Annotated in this window: 17 protein-coding genes; 8 read left to right on the top strand and 9 right to left on the bottom strand. The window is 58.8% G+C overall.

Annotated elements, in window-relative coordinates; translation table 11 throughout:
* Positions 1-155 precede the first annotated feature (155 nt).
* Positions 156-524, top strand: a complete 369-nt coding sequence (locus tag ACYZTZ_RS18600) for a DUF6124 family protein (protein WP_461999287.1) — start codon at positions 156-158, stop codon at positions 522-524.
* Between the two features lie 229 nt (positions 525-753).
* Here the strand turns inward: ACYZTZ_RS18600 and ampC are convergent, their stop codons facing one another.
* Positions 754-1,914: a class C beta-lactamase gene (gene ampC / locus ACYZTZ_RS18595; protein ID WP_461999286.1), complete on the bottom strand. Its 1,161-nt coding sequence runs from the start codon at positions 1,912-1,914 to the stop codon at positions 754-756.
* Positions 1,915-2,056: 142 nt separating this feature from the next.
* Between ampC and ACYZTZ_RS18590 the strand changes: the two genes are divergently transcribed.
* Positions 2,057-2,977 carry a LysR family transcriptional regulator gene (locus ACYZTZ_RS18590; protein WP_461999285.1) on the top strand — a complete coding sequence of 307 codons (921 nt, stop codon included), beginning with the start codon at positions 2,057-2,059 and terminating at the stop codon, positions 2,975-2,977.
* 66 nt (positions 2,978-3,043) lie between these two features.
* Here ACYZTZ_RS18590 and gudD read toward each other — a convergent pair whose 3' ends face one another.
* Together gudD and ACYZTZ_RS18580 are read right to left on the bottom strand one after the other, a co-directional pair.
* Entirely contained in the window at positions 3,044-4,387 is a 1,344-nt protein-coding gene (gene gudD, locus ACYZTZ_RS18585) for a glucarate dehydratase (RefSeq protein WP_461999284.1), read from the bottom strand.
* Between the two features lie 37 nt (positions 4,388-4,424).
* Positions 4,425-5,771, bottom strand: a complete 1,347-nt coding sequence (locus tag ACYZTZ_RS18580) for an MFS transporter (protein WP_461999283.1) — start codon at positions 5,769-5,771, stop codon at positions 4,425-4,427.
* Between the two features lie 281 nt (positions 5,772-6,052).
* On the opposite strand from ACYZTZ_RS18580, the gene ACYZTZ_RS18575 reads away from it, so the two are divergent.
* A complete protein-coding gene (locus ACYZTZ_RS18575; RefSeq protein WP_046047599.1) occupies positions 6,053-6,766 on the top strand; it encodes a FadR/GntR family transcriptional regulator in 714 nt (237 codons plus the stop codon).
* Between the two features lie 45 nt (positions 6,767-6,811).
* Here the strand turns inward: ACYZTZ_RS18575 and ACYZTZ_RS18570 are convergent, their stop codons facing one another.
* Positions 6,812-7,723, bottom strand: a complete 912-nt coding sequence (locus tag ACYZTZ_RS18570) for a DMT family transporter (protein WP_461999282.1) — start codon at positions 7,721-7,723, stop codon at positions 6,812-6,814.
* Between the two features lie 96 nt (positions 7,724-7,819).
* Here ACYZTZ_RS18570 and ACYZTZ_RS18565 point away from each other — a divergent pair, with 96 nt between their 5' ends.
* A complete protein-coding gene (locus tag ACYZTZ_RS18565; protein WP_461999281.1) occupies positions 7,820-8,683 on the top strand; it encodes a LysR family transcriptional regulator in 864 nt (287 codons plus the stop codon).
* Between the two features lie 118 nt (positions 8,684-8,801).
* On the opposite strand, the gene trhP is transcribed toward ACYZTZ_RS18565, so the two are convergent.
* Positions 8,802-10,127, bottom strand: coding sequence for a prephenate-dependent tRNA uridine(34) hydroxylase TrhP (gene trhP / locus ACYZTZ_RS18560; protein ID WP_461999280.1), 1,326 nt, complete (start codon positions 10,125-10,127; stop codon positions 8,802-8,804).
* A gap of 163 nt (positions 10,128-10,290) precedes the next feature.
* Here trhP and ACYZTZ_RS18555 point away from each other — a divergent pair, with 163 nt between their 5' ends.
* The gene (locus tag ACYZTZ_RS18555; protein ID WP_461999279.1) at positions 10,291-11,352 is read left to right on the top strand and encodes an AI-2E family transporter; all 1,062 of its coding nucleotides are present in this window, start codon (positions 10,291-10,293) and stop codon (positions 11,350-11,352) included.
* Here the strand turns inward: ACYZTZ_RS18555 and ACYZTZ_RS18550 are convergent.
* The 3 genes from ACYZTZ_RS18550 to ACYZTZ_RS18540 form a co-directional block, all read right to left on the bottom strand.
* Complete coding sequence (locus ACYZTZ_RS18550) at positions 11,349-11,531, bottom strand: hypothetical protein (RefSeq protein WP_461999278.1); 183 nt, start codon at positions 11,529-11,531, stop codon at positions 11,349-11,351. The two genes, ACYZTZ_RS18555 and ACYZTZ_RS18550, sit on opposite strands and share 4 nt — an antisense overlap.
* A gap of 100 nt (positions 11,532-11,631) precedes the next feature.
* Positions 11,632-11,826, bottom strand: coding sequence for a hypothetical protein (locus tag ACYZTZ_RS18545; RefSeq protein WP_003179723.1), 195 nt, complete (start codon positions 11,824-11,826; stop codon positions 11,632-11,634).
* A 235-nt stretch (positions 11,827-12,061) separates the two neighbouring features.
* Positions 12,062-12,433, bottom strand: a complete 372-nt coding sequence (locus tag ACYZTZ_RS18540) for a hypothetical protein (RefSeq protein ID WP_046047593.1) — start codon at positions 12,431-12,433, stop codon at positions 12,062-12,064.
* 245 nt (positions 12,434-12,678) lie between these two features.
* Between ACYZTZ_RS18540 and ACYZTZ_RS18535 the strand changes: the two genes are divergently transcribed.
* Together ACYZTZ_RS18535 and ACYZTZ_RS18530 are read left to right on the top strand one after the other, a co-directional pair.
* Entirely contained in the window at positions 12,679-13,530 is an 852-nt protein-coding gene (locus ACYZTZ_RS18535) for a shikimate 5-dehydrogenase (protein ID WP_461999277.1), read from the top strand.
* 12 nt (positions 13,531-13,542) lie between these two features.
* The gene (locus tag ACYZTZ_RS18530) at positions 13,543-14,061 is read left to right on the top strand and encodes a cupin domain-containing protein (RefSeq protein WP_461999276.1); all 519 of its coding nucleotides are present in this window, start codon (positions 13,543-13,545) and stop codon (positions 14,059-14,061) included.
* Between the two features lie 7 nt (positions 14,062-14,068).
* Here the strand turns inward: ACYZTZ_RS18530 and ACYZTZ_RS18525 are convergent, their stop codons facing one another.
* Positions 14,069-14,716 (bottom strand): YceH family protein, encoded by a 648-nt coding sequence (locus ACYZTZ_RS18525; RefSeq protein WP_461999275.1) that lies wholly within the window; start codon positions 14,714-14,716, stop codon positions 14,069-14,071.
* 307 nt (positions 14,717-15,023) lie between these two features.
* Between ACYZTZ_RS18525 and ACYZTZ_RS18520 the strand changes: the two genes are divergently transcribed.
* The gene (locus ACYZTZ_RS18520) at positions 15,024-16,001 is read left to right on the top strand and encodes an NAD-dependent epimerase (RefSeq protein WP_461999274.1); all 978 of its coding nucleotides are present in this window, start codon (positions 15,024-15,026) and stop codon (positions 15,999-16,001) included.
* Positions 16,002-16,042: the final 41 nt, after the last annotated feature.

The raw sequence follows: 16,042 nt of genomic DNA, 5'->3' as shown, positions 1-16,042 counted from the left end.
CCTGCAAGTCCTGTCGGTCTTGATGAACTGGTTTCTGTCAGAGCGCACCGCTAGCCTTCGTCAGCCACCGCAAAAACGCGGTCGGACGTGGGAATCCGCGACACTGAGGGATCCAGGGACGAAAAACACCAATGGCACAAAAAGGAGCCTCGTCTGTGAAAAAGTTCAGCAAGCATCAACCGCAAACCCCAACCGACGCCGATCATCTCGATCCCGCGAAGCCGTGTGAAACCGCGAAAGGCGCAGTCACCCGAAGCCCCAGGCGTACCGCCACGCCCCAGCAGATTTTCACTGTTGCTCCTGGTGTCGACACACTGACCCTGCTAAATCAGGCCTGCGAAAACCTTGCCTCCCTGAATGTCCTGATTGCGAATTTTGCCGGGAAACTGGAAGGCTCGAACCGCAAAGTGCTGCTGTCGATTCAGCAATTGGCGGCGGTCACCGAGTTGTTGGTGAATCAGGCACGGGAAAATCTTGATCCGAGAAGCGCTGCACCTGACGCTCAGCCGCCGACTCGGCATTGAGCTGACGCAGTAACGACAATGGGCGACCTCAAGGGGTCGCCCATTTTGTTTGCCTGCTGGAGATCTGTAGCAGCTGTCGAGCCTGCGAGGCTGCGTTCGGCGGCGAAGCCGTCGTAAAATCTGCAACCGCGTTCTTTCAGGAAAACCGCATTTTCCGGATCACGACTGCTGCGCAGCCGAACGCAGCCTCGCAGGCTCGACAGCTGCTACGAGAAATCGCGTTTCTCGGCTACTTGCTCAGTGCGCTCAATATCGTATGAGCAATCTTGATCCGTTCAGGGTTCGGGTAGTTTTTGTTGGCCAGGATCACGATGCCGATGTCTTTCGACGGCACATACGCCACGTAGGCACCGAAGCCGCTTGTTGAGCCGGTTTTGTTGATCAATACGTTTTCTGGTTGAGGTTGCGGCGGGGTCAGCCACTGGACTTTGTGAGCCTCCATCGTCATCTGCGTCGAGTTACCCGCCAGCAATGTATCGAGGGTGACCGGGTAGTTGTAGAACTCCCAACCCAGCCCCTGAGTCATCTCGCCCACCTTGTAGTAACCGGTATGCGTCGTGGCAATTGCCCGTTGCATCGGGTCTTCGAGGCTGGCCGGCTTCATGTTCGCTTCAACATACCGAATCATGTCCGCCGCGCTGGTTTTCACCCCATAAGCCTCCGAATCCAGCGCTCCCGGCCCAACTCGCACCGGTTTGTCATCCTTGTTGTAACCCTGAGCATAAAACCCCATTTCAGCCTGTGGCACTGTGAGGTAGGTGTGTTTCAGCCCGAGTTTCGGCAGCAGGGTTTTTTCCATCACGTCATCAAACGGCGCGCCCATGCTTTTGGCTGCCAGATAACCGAACAACCCCAGGCTCGGGTTCGAATACAGCCGATGGGTGCCGGCGGCATAGGTCGGTTTCCACTGCTGGAAGTATCCGAGCATCTTGTCCGGTGCATCGGCATCGTCGGGGAATTGCAGCGGCAGGCCACCGGCGCTGTAGGTGCCCAGTTGCAGCACGCTGATGTTATCGAACGCGCTGCCACGCAGATCCGGCAGCACGCTGCTGGCCTTGTCCGACAGGGACAGCTTGCCGGTGGCCTGAGCGTAGGCGGCGAGGGTGGCGGTGAAGGTTTTGCTCACCGAACCGATCTCGAACAGGGTGTCTTCGGTGACGGCTTTGCCGTTTTCCTTCGAGGCCACGCCGTAGTTAAAGTAATGAGGTTGGCCGTTGACGGTGATCGCAACCGCGACTCCGGGGATCCGCTGTTGCTGCATCACCGGTTCGATGGCAGCCTTCACGATGGCTTCGATGCGGTCGTCAGCAACGCAATGACCGGCGCTGAGGAACAGTGCGAAAGCGCTGTAGGATGCGAGTTTGTTATGCATGATTGAGTCACTTTCCATGAGGTTCAAGGATACTAACCGCTACACTCCGAGCGGCTTTTCAATCCGGGTTGCTGATAGGCGAGCCAAATCTATGCAGTCTGCCTAGGTTCGACAACCGATGATATTTCGGACGAGCCATTAGAAAAATTTTGGAGTGGGCATGATCCGGCCTCAATTACCGCTCAATGCATTGCGCGCCTTCGAGGCCTCTGCTCGGCACTTGAGTTTCACTCGGGCGGCCGTTGAGTTGTGTGTCACTCAGGCGGCGGTGAGCCATCAGGTCAAGAGCCTGGAGTCTCAACTTGGCGTGATCCTGTTCAAGCGCTTGCCTCGCGGGCTTATGCTGACCAGCGAGGGCGAAACGCTGCTGCCGGTTCTGCGCGAATCTTTCGACCGTATCGCGCAAACCCTTGAGCGATTCGAAGGCGGACATTTTCGCGAGGTATTGACGGTCGGCGCGGTGGGGACGTTTGCGGTGGGCTGGTTGTTGCCACGGTTGACCGACTTCCAGGCGAAACATCCGTTCATAGATTTGCGCCTGTCGACCCACAACAATCGAGTGGATGTGGCGGCCGAAGGGCTGGATTACGCGATTCGTTTTGGCGCGGGGGCGTGGCATGGCATTGCAGCGGTGAGGTTGATCGAGGCACCGTTATCGGTGTTGTGTGTGCCCGAGATTGCCCGGCAACTGAAAACTCCGACAGACCTGTTGCAGCAAACGCTGTTGCGTTCCTATCGCACGGACGAGTGGCCCGAATGGTTCCAGGCCACCGGCCTATCGACCCACACAGCGTCGCCCCGAAGCATCGTCTTCGACTCATCGCTGGCGATGATGGAGGCAGCGCTGCAAGGGGCGGGCGTGGCATTGGCGCCGCCGTTGATGTTCGGCCGGCAACTGGCGGCGGGTGCAATCGAACAACCGTTCGCTATCGGGATCACTACGGGCAGTTACTGGCTGACCCGCTTGCAGTCCCGCCCCGAAACATCGGCAATGACGGCGTTCAAGGGCTGGCTGCTGCAAGCAGCACAAGAACCTGTGGGAGCGAGCCTGCTCGCGAAAGCGGTCTATCCGTCACATTGATGCTGGATGTGCCGACGTCTTCGCGAGCAGGCTCGCTCCCACAGGGATTGCGATATTCCAATAGCGTTAACGCACCAGACACGGCCGCTTGTTATCGAATTTCCAGCCCGGAATCAGAAACTGCATCGCCACGCTGTCATCCCGCGCGCCCAATCCCATGCCTTTGTACAACTCATGGGCCTTGGCCAACTGATCCATGTCCAGTTCGACGCCCAGCCCTGGTTTCTTCGGCACCTGCACGCAGCCGCCGACGATTTGCAGCGGCGCTTTGGTCAGGCGCTGACCGTCCTGCCAGATCCAATGCGTGTCGATGGCGGTGATTTCACCCGGCGCAGCCGCCGCGACGTGGGTGAACATCGCCAGGGAAATATCAAAGTGGTTGTTGGAATGCGAACCCCAGGTCAGACCCCATTCATGGCACATCTGCGCCACGCGGACCGAACCCTGCATCGTCCAGAAGTGCGGATCGGCCAGGGGAATGTCCACTGATTGCAGCTGGATCGCGTGGCCCATTTCCCGCCAGTCGGTGGCGATCATGTTGGTGGCGGTTTTCAGACCCGTGGCGCGACGGAATTCAGCCATGACTTCACGGCCCGAATAGCCGTTTTCCGCGCCGCACGGGTCTTCGGCGTAAGCCAGGACGTGATGCTGATCCCGGCACAGGCGAATGGCTTCTTTCAGCGACCACGCGCCATTCGGATCGAGGGTGATGCGCGCATCGGGGAAGCGTTCGGCCAGGGCGGTGACGGCTTCGATTTCTTCATCGCCACTGAGCACGCCGCCCTTGAGTTTGAAGTCCTTGAAACCGTAGCGCGAGTGAGCCGCTTCGGCCAGACGCACCACGGCGTCGGCGGTCATGGCTTTTTCGTGACGTACGCGGAACCAGTCGTTGGCGGCGTCCGGCTCGCTGCGGTAGGCCAGGTCGGTTTCGTTGCGATCACCGACATAAAACAGGTAACCGAGCATCTTCACTTCATCGCGCTGCTGACCTTCGCCGAGCAGGGCGGCGACCGGCACGTCCAGATGCTGACCGAGCAGATCGAGCAGGGCGGCTTCCAGGCCGGTGACGGCGTGGATGGTGATGCGCAAATCGAACGTCTGTAACCCGCGACCGCCGGCATCGCGATCGGCGAAGGTCTGGCGCACTTGATTGAGGATCTTCTGGTACGTGCCGATCGGGCTGCCAACCACTAATGAGCGAGCGTCTTCGAGGGTCTGGCGAATGCGCTCTCCGCCCGGTACTTCTCCGACGCCGGTGTGACCGGCGTTGTCCTTCAGGATCACGATGTTGCGGGTGAAAAATGGCCCGTGAGCGCCACTCAGGTTGAGCAACATGCCATCGTGACCGGCCACTGGAACCACCTGCATGCTGGTGATGATCGGGGCTTTGGCGGTTTCTTGTGTGTTCATTGTTATGTCCTTCAAAACAGTGCTCTTACATGAGTGTTCAGGCGTGGTTGGACGCTGGTTTGGCCAGTGCGACGGCAGGTGCGGATTTCGGTTTGTTGCGTGCGGCGAAGACGATGATCGCGGCGATGATCGAGGTCGCGGCCAGGCCGTACAGCCCGCCCTGAATCGAACCGGTGCGTTCTTCCAGCAGACCGAACGTGGTCGGCGCGACGAAGCCGCCGAGGTTGCCCACCGAGTTGATCAGCGCGATCACACCTGCCGCAATTCGCGCATCCAGATAGGCCTGTGGAATCGGCCAGAACAACGACGACGCCGATTTGAAACCCAGCGCGGCAAAGCAGATCGCAACGAAGGCGAAGATCGGCCCACCGGTGGTGGACATGAACATCCCGGCTGCTGCGATCAGCAGGGCAGCGGCGACCCAGGCTTGTTGATGCTTCCATTTGGCCGACAGCGAAGCGAAGGCGTACATGCCAACGATCGACAGCAACCACGGAATCGAGTTGAACAACCCGACCTGAATATCGCTCAGGTCGCCCATCTTTTTGATGATGCTCGGCAGCCAGAAGGTCGCGGCGTAAATGGTCAATTGGATGAAGAAGTAGATCAGGCAGAACAGGATGATCTGGCGATCCTTGAGCAGGGTGCCCAACGACGGTTTTATCGGCGTCGCGGCTTCGCGGGCCAGTTGTTCGTCGTCGATGGCCTTGACCAGTGCGTCTTGTTCGGCGCGGCTCAGCCATTTGGCATCGTGGGGTTTGGAGTCCAGCCAGAACCAGACGAACACGCACAACCCGACCGAGAACATACCTTCAATGAAGTACATCCACTGCCAGCCGTGCATGCCGAAACCGCTGATTTGCAGCAGTAACCCGGACAGCGGGCCGGAGATCAGCGAAGCAATCGCCGAACCGCTGAGGAAAATCGCAATCGCCTTGCCGCGTTCAACGCCAGGTAACCAGCGGGTGAAGTAGTAAATCACTCCGGGGAAGAAACCTGCTTCGGCCACGCCCAGCAGGAATCGCAGGATGTAGAAGTGGGTTTCGCTCTGGATGAACGCCATGCAAGCGGCGACCACGCCCCAGGTCAGCATGATGCGGGTCAGCCAGATTCGCGCGCCGACTTTTTGCAGGAGGATGTTGGAGGGGACTTCAAACAGCGCGTAACCGATGAAGAACAGACCGGCGCCGAGGCCGTAGGCGGCAGCGCCGATGCCCAGGTCATGTTCCATGTGGGCGCGGACGAAGCCGATGTTCACGCGGTCGATGTAGTTGACGATGAACATGATCACGAACAGCGGCAGTACATGGCGTTTCACTTTCGAGATGGCGGATTTCAGGACCGAATCGGCGCCATCGTTCATCCCGGATATGGATGTATTCACTGCGTTATCTCCCACTGATTATTTTTATGCGGGGTGCGACTGGGTGTTGCGATGTTGATAGACATCATACAACTACGTTTTTTCATCCCGCAAGAGTAGTTGTTCAACAAAATGGCGCTTTCTGGAGTGTTTATTATTCTTTTGCGCTGATGTATGACCTTTCTGATGGTCTCGAATACCCTGTTTGTTGAGTGTTGTCATACAAGTTGGTCGGCGTTTTCCTGGGATTCCCGTCGAGCGCAGTGCTACGATTCCGTTAGCCCTGCTTCCGGATGATCGCCATGCAAGAAGACCTCGACGCGCCTGCCCGCAAGCGCACCCACAACCTGGCCCATGACCTGGTCGCCAAACTGACCCAGAGCATCTTGCTCGGCCAGATGCTGCCCGGGGACAAGCTGCCGTCCGAGAACACGATTGTTCAGGAGCACGGGGTCAGTCGCACGGTGGTGCGCGAGGCGATCTCTAAGTTGCAGGCGTCCGGGTTGGTGGAGACCCGGCACGGCATTGGCACCTTCGTTATTGAACGGGCACCGGAGCAGGGGTTGCGGTTGAACGTCGATACCGCGCTGGGGGTGCGCAGCATTCTGGAGTTGCGCATGGGCCTGGAAACCCAGGCCGCTGCACTGGCCGCAACCCGTCGCACGGATCATCAGTTGGCACAAATGCGCGAAGCGCTGGACGACTATCAAAGCCTGCTGGCCAACAACGACAGCTGCGTCGAAGCCGACAAGCGCTTTCACCTGCTGATCGCCGAAGCCACCGGCAACGTGTGCTTCACCGAAATCATGCAGCACCTGGGCAGCGCCATGATCCCGCGCACCCGCGTCAATGCCGCCGAGCGCGGCGCAGTGGACTTGAGCAAGCTCGGGCAACTGGCCAACCTTGAGCACGAGGCGATTCTCAATGCGATCAAACGCCAGGATCCGGATGCGGCGCGGGCGGCCATGTGGCTGCACCTGACCAACAGCCGCGACCGGTTTTCGGCCGATCGCTGACCCTACATTTCGCGAAGGCGTCAGTCGCATTGGCGCCGGTCTGGATCAGGCGCTGGTTACTCGAGTAACCACCGGTCTGCGCTCCAGATTCAAGGCCAACACGCTGACCAGCACCACCAGTGCTCCCCCAACGATCATCAACGTCGGCCGCTCGCCCAGCGCAAAAGAGGCAATCGCCATGGCGGTCGGTGGAATCAGATACAGCGTCATCGTCGCGCGGCTCAAATCCACATGAGTGAGCACATAGGCCCAGGCGAGATACGCGAGGGCACTTGGAAAAATGCCCAACCCGATGACCGCCAGCTGCACTTCAGCCGGAGCGGTGATGACCTGGCTCACCAGCCCCGGGAGATAAACCAACAGCAGCAGCGTCCCGAACCAAACCGTGTAACACACCAGCGTCAGCCCGTCGTAGCGCCGCGAGTGATGCTTCTGCAAGGCAAAGTAGAAACTCCATGACACCGCCGCCAGCACAATCAGCCATCCGTGGGTGTCGATGCTCCCCAGTCCGTGATCCCCGGCCACCACAATCACCACGCCGATCAATCCCAGAAAAACGCAGCCCCATCGCCACGCGCTCACCCGGTCCTTGAACACGAAGCGCGCCAGCAGCGTGCTGAACAACGGCGTTGATTGCGCCAACACACTGGAAGCGCCGGCGCTGATACTTTGCTGGCCGAAATTCAGCGCGACATGGTGCAGGCTCACGCCAAAGAAACCGAGCGCGAACAGCAGCGGCAGGTCACGCCTGTTCGGCAGGCTGATGCCTCGGAACACCGCAACCACCGCCATGAATGCCGACGCTAATAGAAACCGTAGCAAGGCCAGATGACCAGGCTCATAGGCCTGCAAGCCGATGTGAATGCCGGTCGGTGAGTAACCCCAGCAGCCGACCACAAATGCCATGGCCAGGATGAGTTTGACGGGAGAACCGGGGGAGGGCGTGAGAGGCTTCATGATCGGGCACCTGTAGGCGGATGCACCCAGTATCAGAAGCCTGACTGTTCGCCACAACTGACTTATAGTGCGTCAACTCTTCACTTTTGGTGATGTATGGAGCTGGCACAGATACGCATGTTCAAGACCGTCGCCGAGGTCGGCAGCATCGCCCGGGCGGCCGAGTTGTTGCATTGCGTGCCGTCGAACATCACGGCACGGATCAAGTCCCTGGAAGCGGAACTGGGTGTCGCGCTGTTTCTGCGCGAGGGCCGAGGGCTGCGAATCAGCCCGGCGGGGCAGACCTTTCTGGCTTATGCCTCGAAAATTCTCGCCCTGACGGCGGAAGCCAAGCGCGCGGTGGACCCTTCGGCCGAGCCGTCCGGGCCGTTGCGCATTGGCGCCATCGAGTCGTCGGCGACCGGTCGATTGCCGCGTTTGCTGGCGAAATTCCACAAGCGTTTCCCCGGCGTTGCGCTGGAACTGAGCACCGGCACCTGGAGCCAATTGCTCGACGACACGCTCAATCACCGGCTCGACGGCGCGATCGTTGCGGTGGATGTCGAGCGCTCACACCTCAAGCGCACGCCGATGTACCGCGAGGAGCTGCTGCTGATTGCCTCGACGTCCCTGGGGCCAGTGCGTGACATCGCGGATTTGCAGGACAAGACCGTATTCATGTGGCCTCAGGGCTGTCCCTACCGGGCGGCGCTGGAACATTGGTTGCTGCGGCAGGGGCAGGCATTGCCGATTGTCAGCCTGGCCAGTTACGGGGCGATTGTCGGCTGTGTCAGTGCCGGGGCGGGTGTCGCGCTGGTGCCAAAAGGCGTGTTTGATCAGTACGCCAAAGGGGCGGGTTGCGCGGGGTATGAGTTCCCTGAGCTGACGGCGATCGACAACCTGTTTTACTGGCATGAAAACGCCGGGGTTCACCCGGCGCGGGAAGCGTTTGTGGGGATGTTGCGTGAAGAGTTTGCCTGAGCCCCTGTGGGAGCGAGCTTGCTCGCGATAGCGGTTTAACATTCAACAATGATGTTGGCTGTGATTCCGTCATCGCGAGCAAGCTCGCTCCCACAGGGGAGTTGTGTGTTCTTGATGATCATGTGACGCTGACATCGCGCATCAACAACCCGAACCGCAAATCCACCGCATCCGGAATCGGCAGGTACACCGTATGCCCGTCCCCCGGCGCCACCTCGATCGGCTCGCCTTTAACGTTTTGCAGCTCATGCAAGTCGAATTGGAAGTTGCCCTTGGGCGTCATCAGTTCCAGGTGGTCGCCCAGACCAAATCGATTCTTCACCTTGACCTCCGCCATCCGGTCACGCCGCTCGCCGGTCAGCTCGCCGACAAACTGCTGCCGCTCCGACACTGAACTGCCGTGCTGGTAGTTCTGGTATTCGTCATGCACATGCCGCCGCAGAAAACCTTCGGTGTAGCCGCGCTGGGCGAGGGATTCCAGATCCGTCATCAGACCGCGGTCGAACTCGCGACCAGCCACCGCGTCGTCGATCGCCCGACGGTAAACCTGAGTGGTTCGCGCGCAATAAAAGTGGGATTTGGTCCGGCCCTCGATTTTCAGTGAGTGCACGCCCATCTGCGTCAGGCGCTCGACATGCTGCACCGCGCGCAGGTCCTTGGCGTTCATGATGTAAGTGCCGTGTTCGTCTTCGAAGGCCGGCATCAGTTCGTCGGGCCGATTGGCTTCCTGCAACAGGAACACCTGGTCGGTCGGGGCGCCAATGCCCAGGGTTGGTTCGGGCTGGAAGGTCTGAACGATCTCGCCGAGCTGATTTTCCGTGGCCTCTTGCGCCGAATATTTCCAGCGACAGGCGTTGGTGCAACTGCCCTGATTGGCGTCGCGCTTGTTCATGTAACCCGACAACAGGCAGCGACCGGAGTAGGCCATGCACAAGGCGCCGTGGACGAACACCTCCAGCTCCATCGCCGGGACTTGCTCGCGGATTTCGGCGATTTCTTCCAGGGACAGTTCCCGCGACAGGATGATCCGGTTCAAGCCTTGTTGCTGCCAGAACTCGACACTGGCCCAGTTCACCGTGTTGGCCTGTACCGAAAGGTGAATCGGCATCTGCGGATAATGCCGGCGGACCAGCATGATCAGGCCTGGATCGGACATGATCAGCGCATCCGGCGCCATGGCAATCACCGGCGCCAGGTCTTTGAGGAAGGTTTTCAATTTGGCGTTGTGCGGGGCGATGTTCACCACCACATAGAAGCGCTTGCCCTGAGCCTGGGCCTCGTGAATGCCGAGGGCGAGATTGGCGTGATCGAATTCGTTATTGCGCACCCGCAGGCTGTAGCGCGGCTGACCGGCGTACACCGCGTCGGCGCCGTAGGCGAAGGCATATCGCATGTTTTTCAGGGTGCCGGCGGGGGCGAGCAGTTCTGGAGGCAGGAGAGTCATGGCAGAGTCGGTCACAAAAGCCGCCGAGAGTAAGCGGCTTGCCCGCGAGGTTCATTGATCTGGATCTATGCTTGATGAACAAACGGATGGCACTCGCGCGAACCGTGGCGGACTAAGCATCTGGACGCGACATTGTGTCCTTGCGGACTGACATGGATCGGACATGAACGAAGAGACAGTACAAAACAAATCACTGGTGATCTTGCTGGGGCTGGTCACCGCCGCGTTCATCTGGATTTTGCTGCCGTTTTACGGCGCGGTGTTCTGGGCGGTGATCCTCGGCATCCTCTTCGCGCCCCTGCAGCGACGACTGCAACTGAAGTTCGGCTGGGAGCGCAATCTGACGTCGCTGCTCACCCTGAGTATCTGCCTGGTGATCGCGATTCTGCCGGTGATCGTCCTCAGTATCTTGCTGGTCCAGGAAGGGGCTGCGGTTTACAAGAGCATCGAAAGCGGCGAACTGGACATCGCCGGGTATGTGACGCATTTCAAACACAGCCTGCCGCCGTACTTCCAGCACTTGCTCGATCGGGCCGGGGTTGGCGAGCTGGAAGGGCTGCGAGAGAAGATCATCAAGAGTGCGGTGACAGGCAATGAGTTTATCGCCACGCAAGTCTTCAGTGTCGGTCAGGGTACGTTCGATTTTGTGGTGAGTTTTTTCATCATGCTCTACCTACTGTTCTTCTTTCTGCGGGACGGCGCCGAACTGGCCCGCAAAGTACGCGCTGCCGTACCGCTGCAAGAGCACCAGAAACGTCGTTTGCAACTCAAGTTCAATCGCGTGGTTCGGGCGACAGTGAAGGGCAACCTGCTGGTGGCGATCACGCAGGGCGCATTGGGCGGTTTGATTTTCTGGTTTCTGGATATTCCGAGCGCGCTGCTCTGGGCGGTGCTGATGGCGTTTCTGTCGCTGTTGCCAGCGGTGGGAGCGGGGATCGTCTGGGCGCCAGTGGCGGCGTTTTTCCTGTTCACCGGGGCGATCTGGCAAGGCGTGGTGTTGGGGTTGTTCGGGGTTTTTGTGATCGGCTTGGTGGATAACGTGCTGCGACCGATCCTGGTGGGCAAGGATACCAAGATGCCGGACTATCTGATCCTGATCTCGACCCTGGGCGGTCTGGCGATCTTCGGCCTCAATGGCTTTGTGATCGGGCCGCTGATCGCTGCGCTGTTCATGTCGAGCTGGGCCATCTTCATTGAAACCAAGCCGCGGGTGCAGCTGCCTTAAGCGCTGAGATGGCCGTGGCCAATACGTTGCGACAGTGCCTGGGCGGCTGGCAGCGAGGTGAGCGGACCGCTGATCGGTTCGCCGTCCTGCACCAGGTACCAACAGGCGAGCAATCCTAGCTCTCTGAGCGGTGCGGGAACGGCGCTGCCGATAACGGACATGATCTGAACCTGGGACATAAGTACCTCCATCAATCTGTGGAGCTACCTTACGGACCGGGCGCTTGAACGGACAATCAACGCTTTCGATAGTCGTCATTGATGCCAATGAGTCATCGCTTCAGTCGACCACCAGGTCCAGCATATGAACCACTTCCTGCTCGTTGAGCAGGCCTTTTCGCACCAGGTTTTCTGCCAGCAGCGAAAGAAACTTGGCGCTGCGATGGCCTTCCAGGTGCTTGAGTTCGGTCAGTGCGTTGTACACCTTGCTGGAAGTGCACAAGCCGACAATGCGGTGCGGGTTTTGCGTGGGCATGAGGTCGTCCTTGTTTTTATCAACCTGTTGTTAACGGACAGATCCAAGATTGCGGATCCGACATGACATAAATATGACCGTTTTCCCAAAAGCGGGGGAAGGGTGGCAAGTCAATCTTGCCAACTTGAACCGCAAAGACTGTCCCGACAGCGACCTTGGCGAGATTTATCCAGACCTCTGCCGACGGACGGTCACAAAAAAGGCCCCGCTGTTGAGGCGGAGCCTGTTGATTCCGTTACCAGCGGCCATAGCCGTGGGGAGGGCCGTAGTAACCGCGCGGTGGACCGTAATAACCACGTGGCGGGCCGTAATAAACCGGCGGCGGGCCGTAATAGACCGGTTGTTGCACGTAGACCGGTGCCGGCTGGTAATAAACCGGTGGCGGGCCGTAGTAAACCGGTTGTGGTTGAGCGTAAACCGGTTGCTGTACATAGACCGGCCGGTTGCTGTTGATGAGGGCCGAACCGACGATGGCCGTGCCAACGATAGCGCCAAATACCGCCGGTCCTTCCCAACCGTGACCGCCGTGACCGCCGCCAGCCTCTGCCTGCCCTGCGATAGCAAGAGCACCGATCAGCAAGGCTACTGTGGGGATTTTACGGATCATGATAGTTCCTCGGTTCTTCGCCCCGGCGCTTGTGTCTGCAATAGACCCAAGGATTGTCGCGGGGATACTTCTAAGACAGCGTTTTTTTCAAAATCAGCACAGCCGTTGGGTAAATTTTGTGTAAGGTCTGTACTGGCTTCTTTACAGTTCAGTGAGGCCGCGTGCAGACACACCGTTATGATCGATCAGACCCGATGGATTGGCTAATCCCGTCCATCTGAAAGTGCTATTCAAGGAGATTTTTCATGCAGATGAACCCCAACAGAGACACCCAGCTGTGCATGTCGCTTTCCGCACGTCCCGGGAACTTCGGTTTGCGGTTTCACAATCATCTGTATGAGCAATTGGAGCTGAATTTTTACTACAAGGCCTTCAGCAGTCAGGATCTGCCAGGCGCCGTTGTTGGTATTCGCGCCTTGGGGATTCGTGGTTGCGGCGTGTCGATGCCGTTCAAGGAGGCCAGCATTGCCCTGGTCGATGAACTGGACGCCTCCGCTGCGGCTATTCAATCGATCAACACCATCGTTAACACTAACGGCCATCTCAAGGCTTACAACACCGACTACATCGCGATCGCCCAGTTGCTTGACACCCACCAGGTACCGAAGGAATTGACCTTTGCCCTGCGCGGCAGCGGCGGCATGGCCAAGGCTGTGGCCAGCGCCTTGCGCGATGGTGGCTACAAAAATGGCCTGATCGTCGCCCGTAACGAGCGTGCCGGACGGGCGTTGGCCGACTCGCTGGGCTATCGATGGCAAGCGGAGCTGGGCTCGGAGCGGCCGCAGATGCTGATCAACGTCACACCGATCGGCATGTCCGGCCCCGAAGCCGATCTGCTGGCGTTCGATGTTGAAACCATCGCTGCTGCCGAGACTGTCTTCGATGTAGTGGCAGTCCCCTCGGAAACACCGTTGATTGTGCGCGCTCGTGCTGAAGGCAAGCGAGTGATCACCGGGCTGGAAGTGATCGCGATCCAGGCGCTGGAGCAGTTCGTGCTGTACACCGGCGTGCGGCCGACCGATGAGCAGTTTCACAAAGCCGTGGAATTTGCCCGCAGTGGCCTTGGCTATCCTGCTGCCCAGCAAGCGAAACCGTGACGGAGGTGACTCATGCGTCCTGCCATTCTTAATCTGGATCAGGCCGAGCTTGAGCCGCTGCCCGAAGCGTTTGCCCCGACGGGAGACACCGCCGACCGCTATCAGCAACGGCAGGCGCGGATCGGCCAGCAACTGGGTGCGCAGAAGCTGGGTTATCGCCTGTACGCGCTGGAACCGGGGATGCGTGGCAGCCCGTTTCACAGTCATCGGGTCAACGAGGAGATGTTTTACATCGTGGCCGGGGAAGGGGAGATTCGCTTGGGCGCCGAGCGCTTTCCTGTTCGCGCCGGTGATGTCATTGCCTGCCCGCCGGGCGGCCCTGAAGCCGCGCACCAGATCATCAACACCAGCAACGCTGAGCTGCGCTACCTGGCGGTCAGCACCCAGCAATCACCCGAAATTTGCGAGTACCCGGATTCCGGCAAGTATGCGGTGATGGACGACTTCAAGGTCGATGCCGAGGGCAATACCTCGGGCTTCGTCGCCGTCGCCAGGCCGGCGGACGGCGTGGATTACTGGGACGGCGAGTAGCGCAGGGTTATTCGAGGCGGGCCAGACGCTCTTCCAGCGCCGCAATTCGCGCCTCCAGCTCTTCGACCCGCTCAACCGATACGCCGCCACCCGCGCCACGTTCGGTCGGGTTCTGCCGTGCTGCCAGGATCACTTCGATGTCCGCCGGGTCGCCCAAGGCGTGCATGTAGCGGTCTTCACGCTGACCGGCCTGGCGCGGAATCAACAGCGCCAGACCGCGAGCGATCAAGCGTTCCAGTTGATGCACCACCTGTTCGGCATCTTCGAAGTCATGCATGCGGCCGCTGCGAGTCAGCAGTTCATTGACCGTTTGCGGACCGCGCAGGAACAGCAGCCCCGCAAGAATGACCTGAGCCGGCACCAGTTCCAGTGCCTTGTCGACTTTGTGTTCCCAGCGATCAGCACGACTGCCCATCACCAGCTTGGTAAAGCCGCGTCCTTCGAGGGCGCGCAGGCTCTGGCCGACCTGACCCTGGGTCAGGTTCATCACCGGCTCGCGGCTGGTTTTCTGGTTGCAGGCAATCACCAACGCATTGAGCGTCAGCGGATAGGTTTCCGGGCTGGTGGCCTGTTTCTCGATCAACGAGCCCAGTATGCGGATTTCCGTGCTGTTAAGCCGCGACTCGTCTAAGGTCATCTCTTGCTCAGTACTCATGGTTCTTTATCCTTCCCGGAGGCAATTTTTGCTCCTGCTGGCATGCACTTTAGATTGACGTGTGTCAATGGCAACTGAATTCGTCACGCCTTCTTTGCAATCATCACAAAACCTAAATGAATAATTAACGTTATTTTTACAATCCGACGAGCAACGTATGCAGGGCCGAGAACTGGCGGACTTTATTGTGGGCATCCGGTAGTTCTCCCATCGACGATATAAGCCTTATTGACTGGACTATGGAGCAAAGCATGAAGCTGACGTGGGTATTGGCCAAGCACAGTGCGCTGATCGGCGCGTACTCCTGATGACCGTTCTGGTCACTGGCGCTGCCGGTTTCATCGGGTATCACACTGTTAAGCGTTTGTGCCGGGAAGGTCTTGACGTCATCGGTATCGACAACCTCAACGACTATTACAGCGTTGAGCTTAAACGCGCACGGCTCAACGAGCTTGCATCCTTGCCAGGCTTTCGTTTTCAGACCCTGGATATCGTCGACAAACCGGCACTGATGGCGTTGTTCAAAGAGCATCGTTTTACCGAGGTTGTGCACCTGGCGGCCCAGGCGGGAGTTCGCTATTCACTGGATAACCCGGACGTCTACGCGCAATCGAACCTGGTGGGTTTTCTGAATGTGCTGGAAGCTTGCCGTCACTATCGCCCCGAGCACCTGATCTATGCATCAAGCAGCTCGGTGTACGGTACCAACAGCAAAATGCCGTTCAGTGTCGAAGACGCTGTCGATCACCCTATTTCACTGTACGCGGCCAGCAAACGTGCCAATGAGTTGCTGGCTCACAGCTACTGTCATTTGTATGGGCTGAAGGCCAGCGGCCTACGCTTTTTTACCGTATACGGACCTTGGGGGCGCCCCGACATGGCGCTGTTCAAGTTCACCGAAGGGATCCTCAACGGCCTGCCGATCGATATCTATAATCACGGCCAGATGGCGCGCGACTTCACTTACATCGATGACATTGTCGAAAGTGTCGCCCGTTTGCGCCCACGGCCGCCGATTCCGGACGGGGAGGGCGACGGCGTTAACCGGATTTTCAATATCGGGCGTGGCATGCCGGTAGCACTGCTGGAATTCGTCGATTGTCTGGAATCGGCGCTGGGGATCAAAGCGCAGCGCAACTTTTTACCCTTACAGCCTGGTGATGTGGTCAAGACCTGGGCTGACGTGTCGGCATTGACCCAATGGGTCGACTTCCACCCTCAGGTGACGGTGGAAGAGGGTGTAGCGGAATTTGTGAAATGGTATCGCCACTTTTATCAGAGATGAAATGTTCGCCCTTGATAATAAGAAACCAAGGATTAAAGGGG

The sequence above is a fragment of the Pseudomonas sp. LB3P58 genome (assembly GCF_054897895.1).
This window is presented reverse-complemented; position numbering and strand designations above follow the sequence as displayed.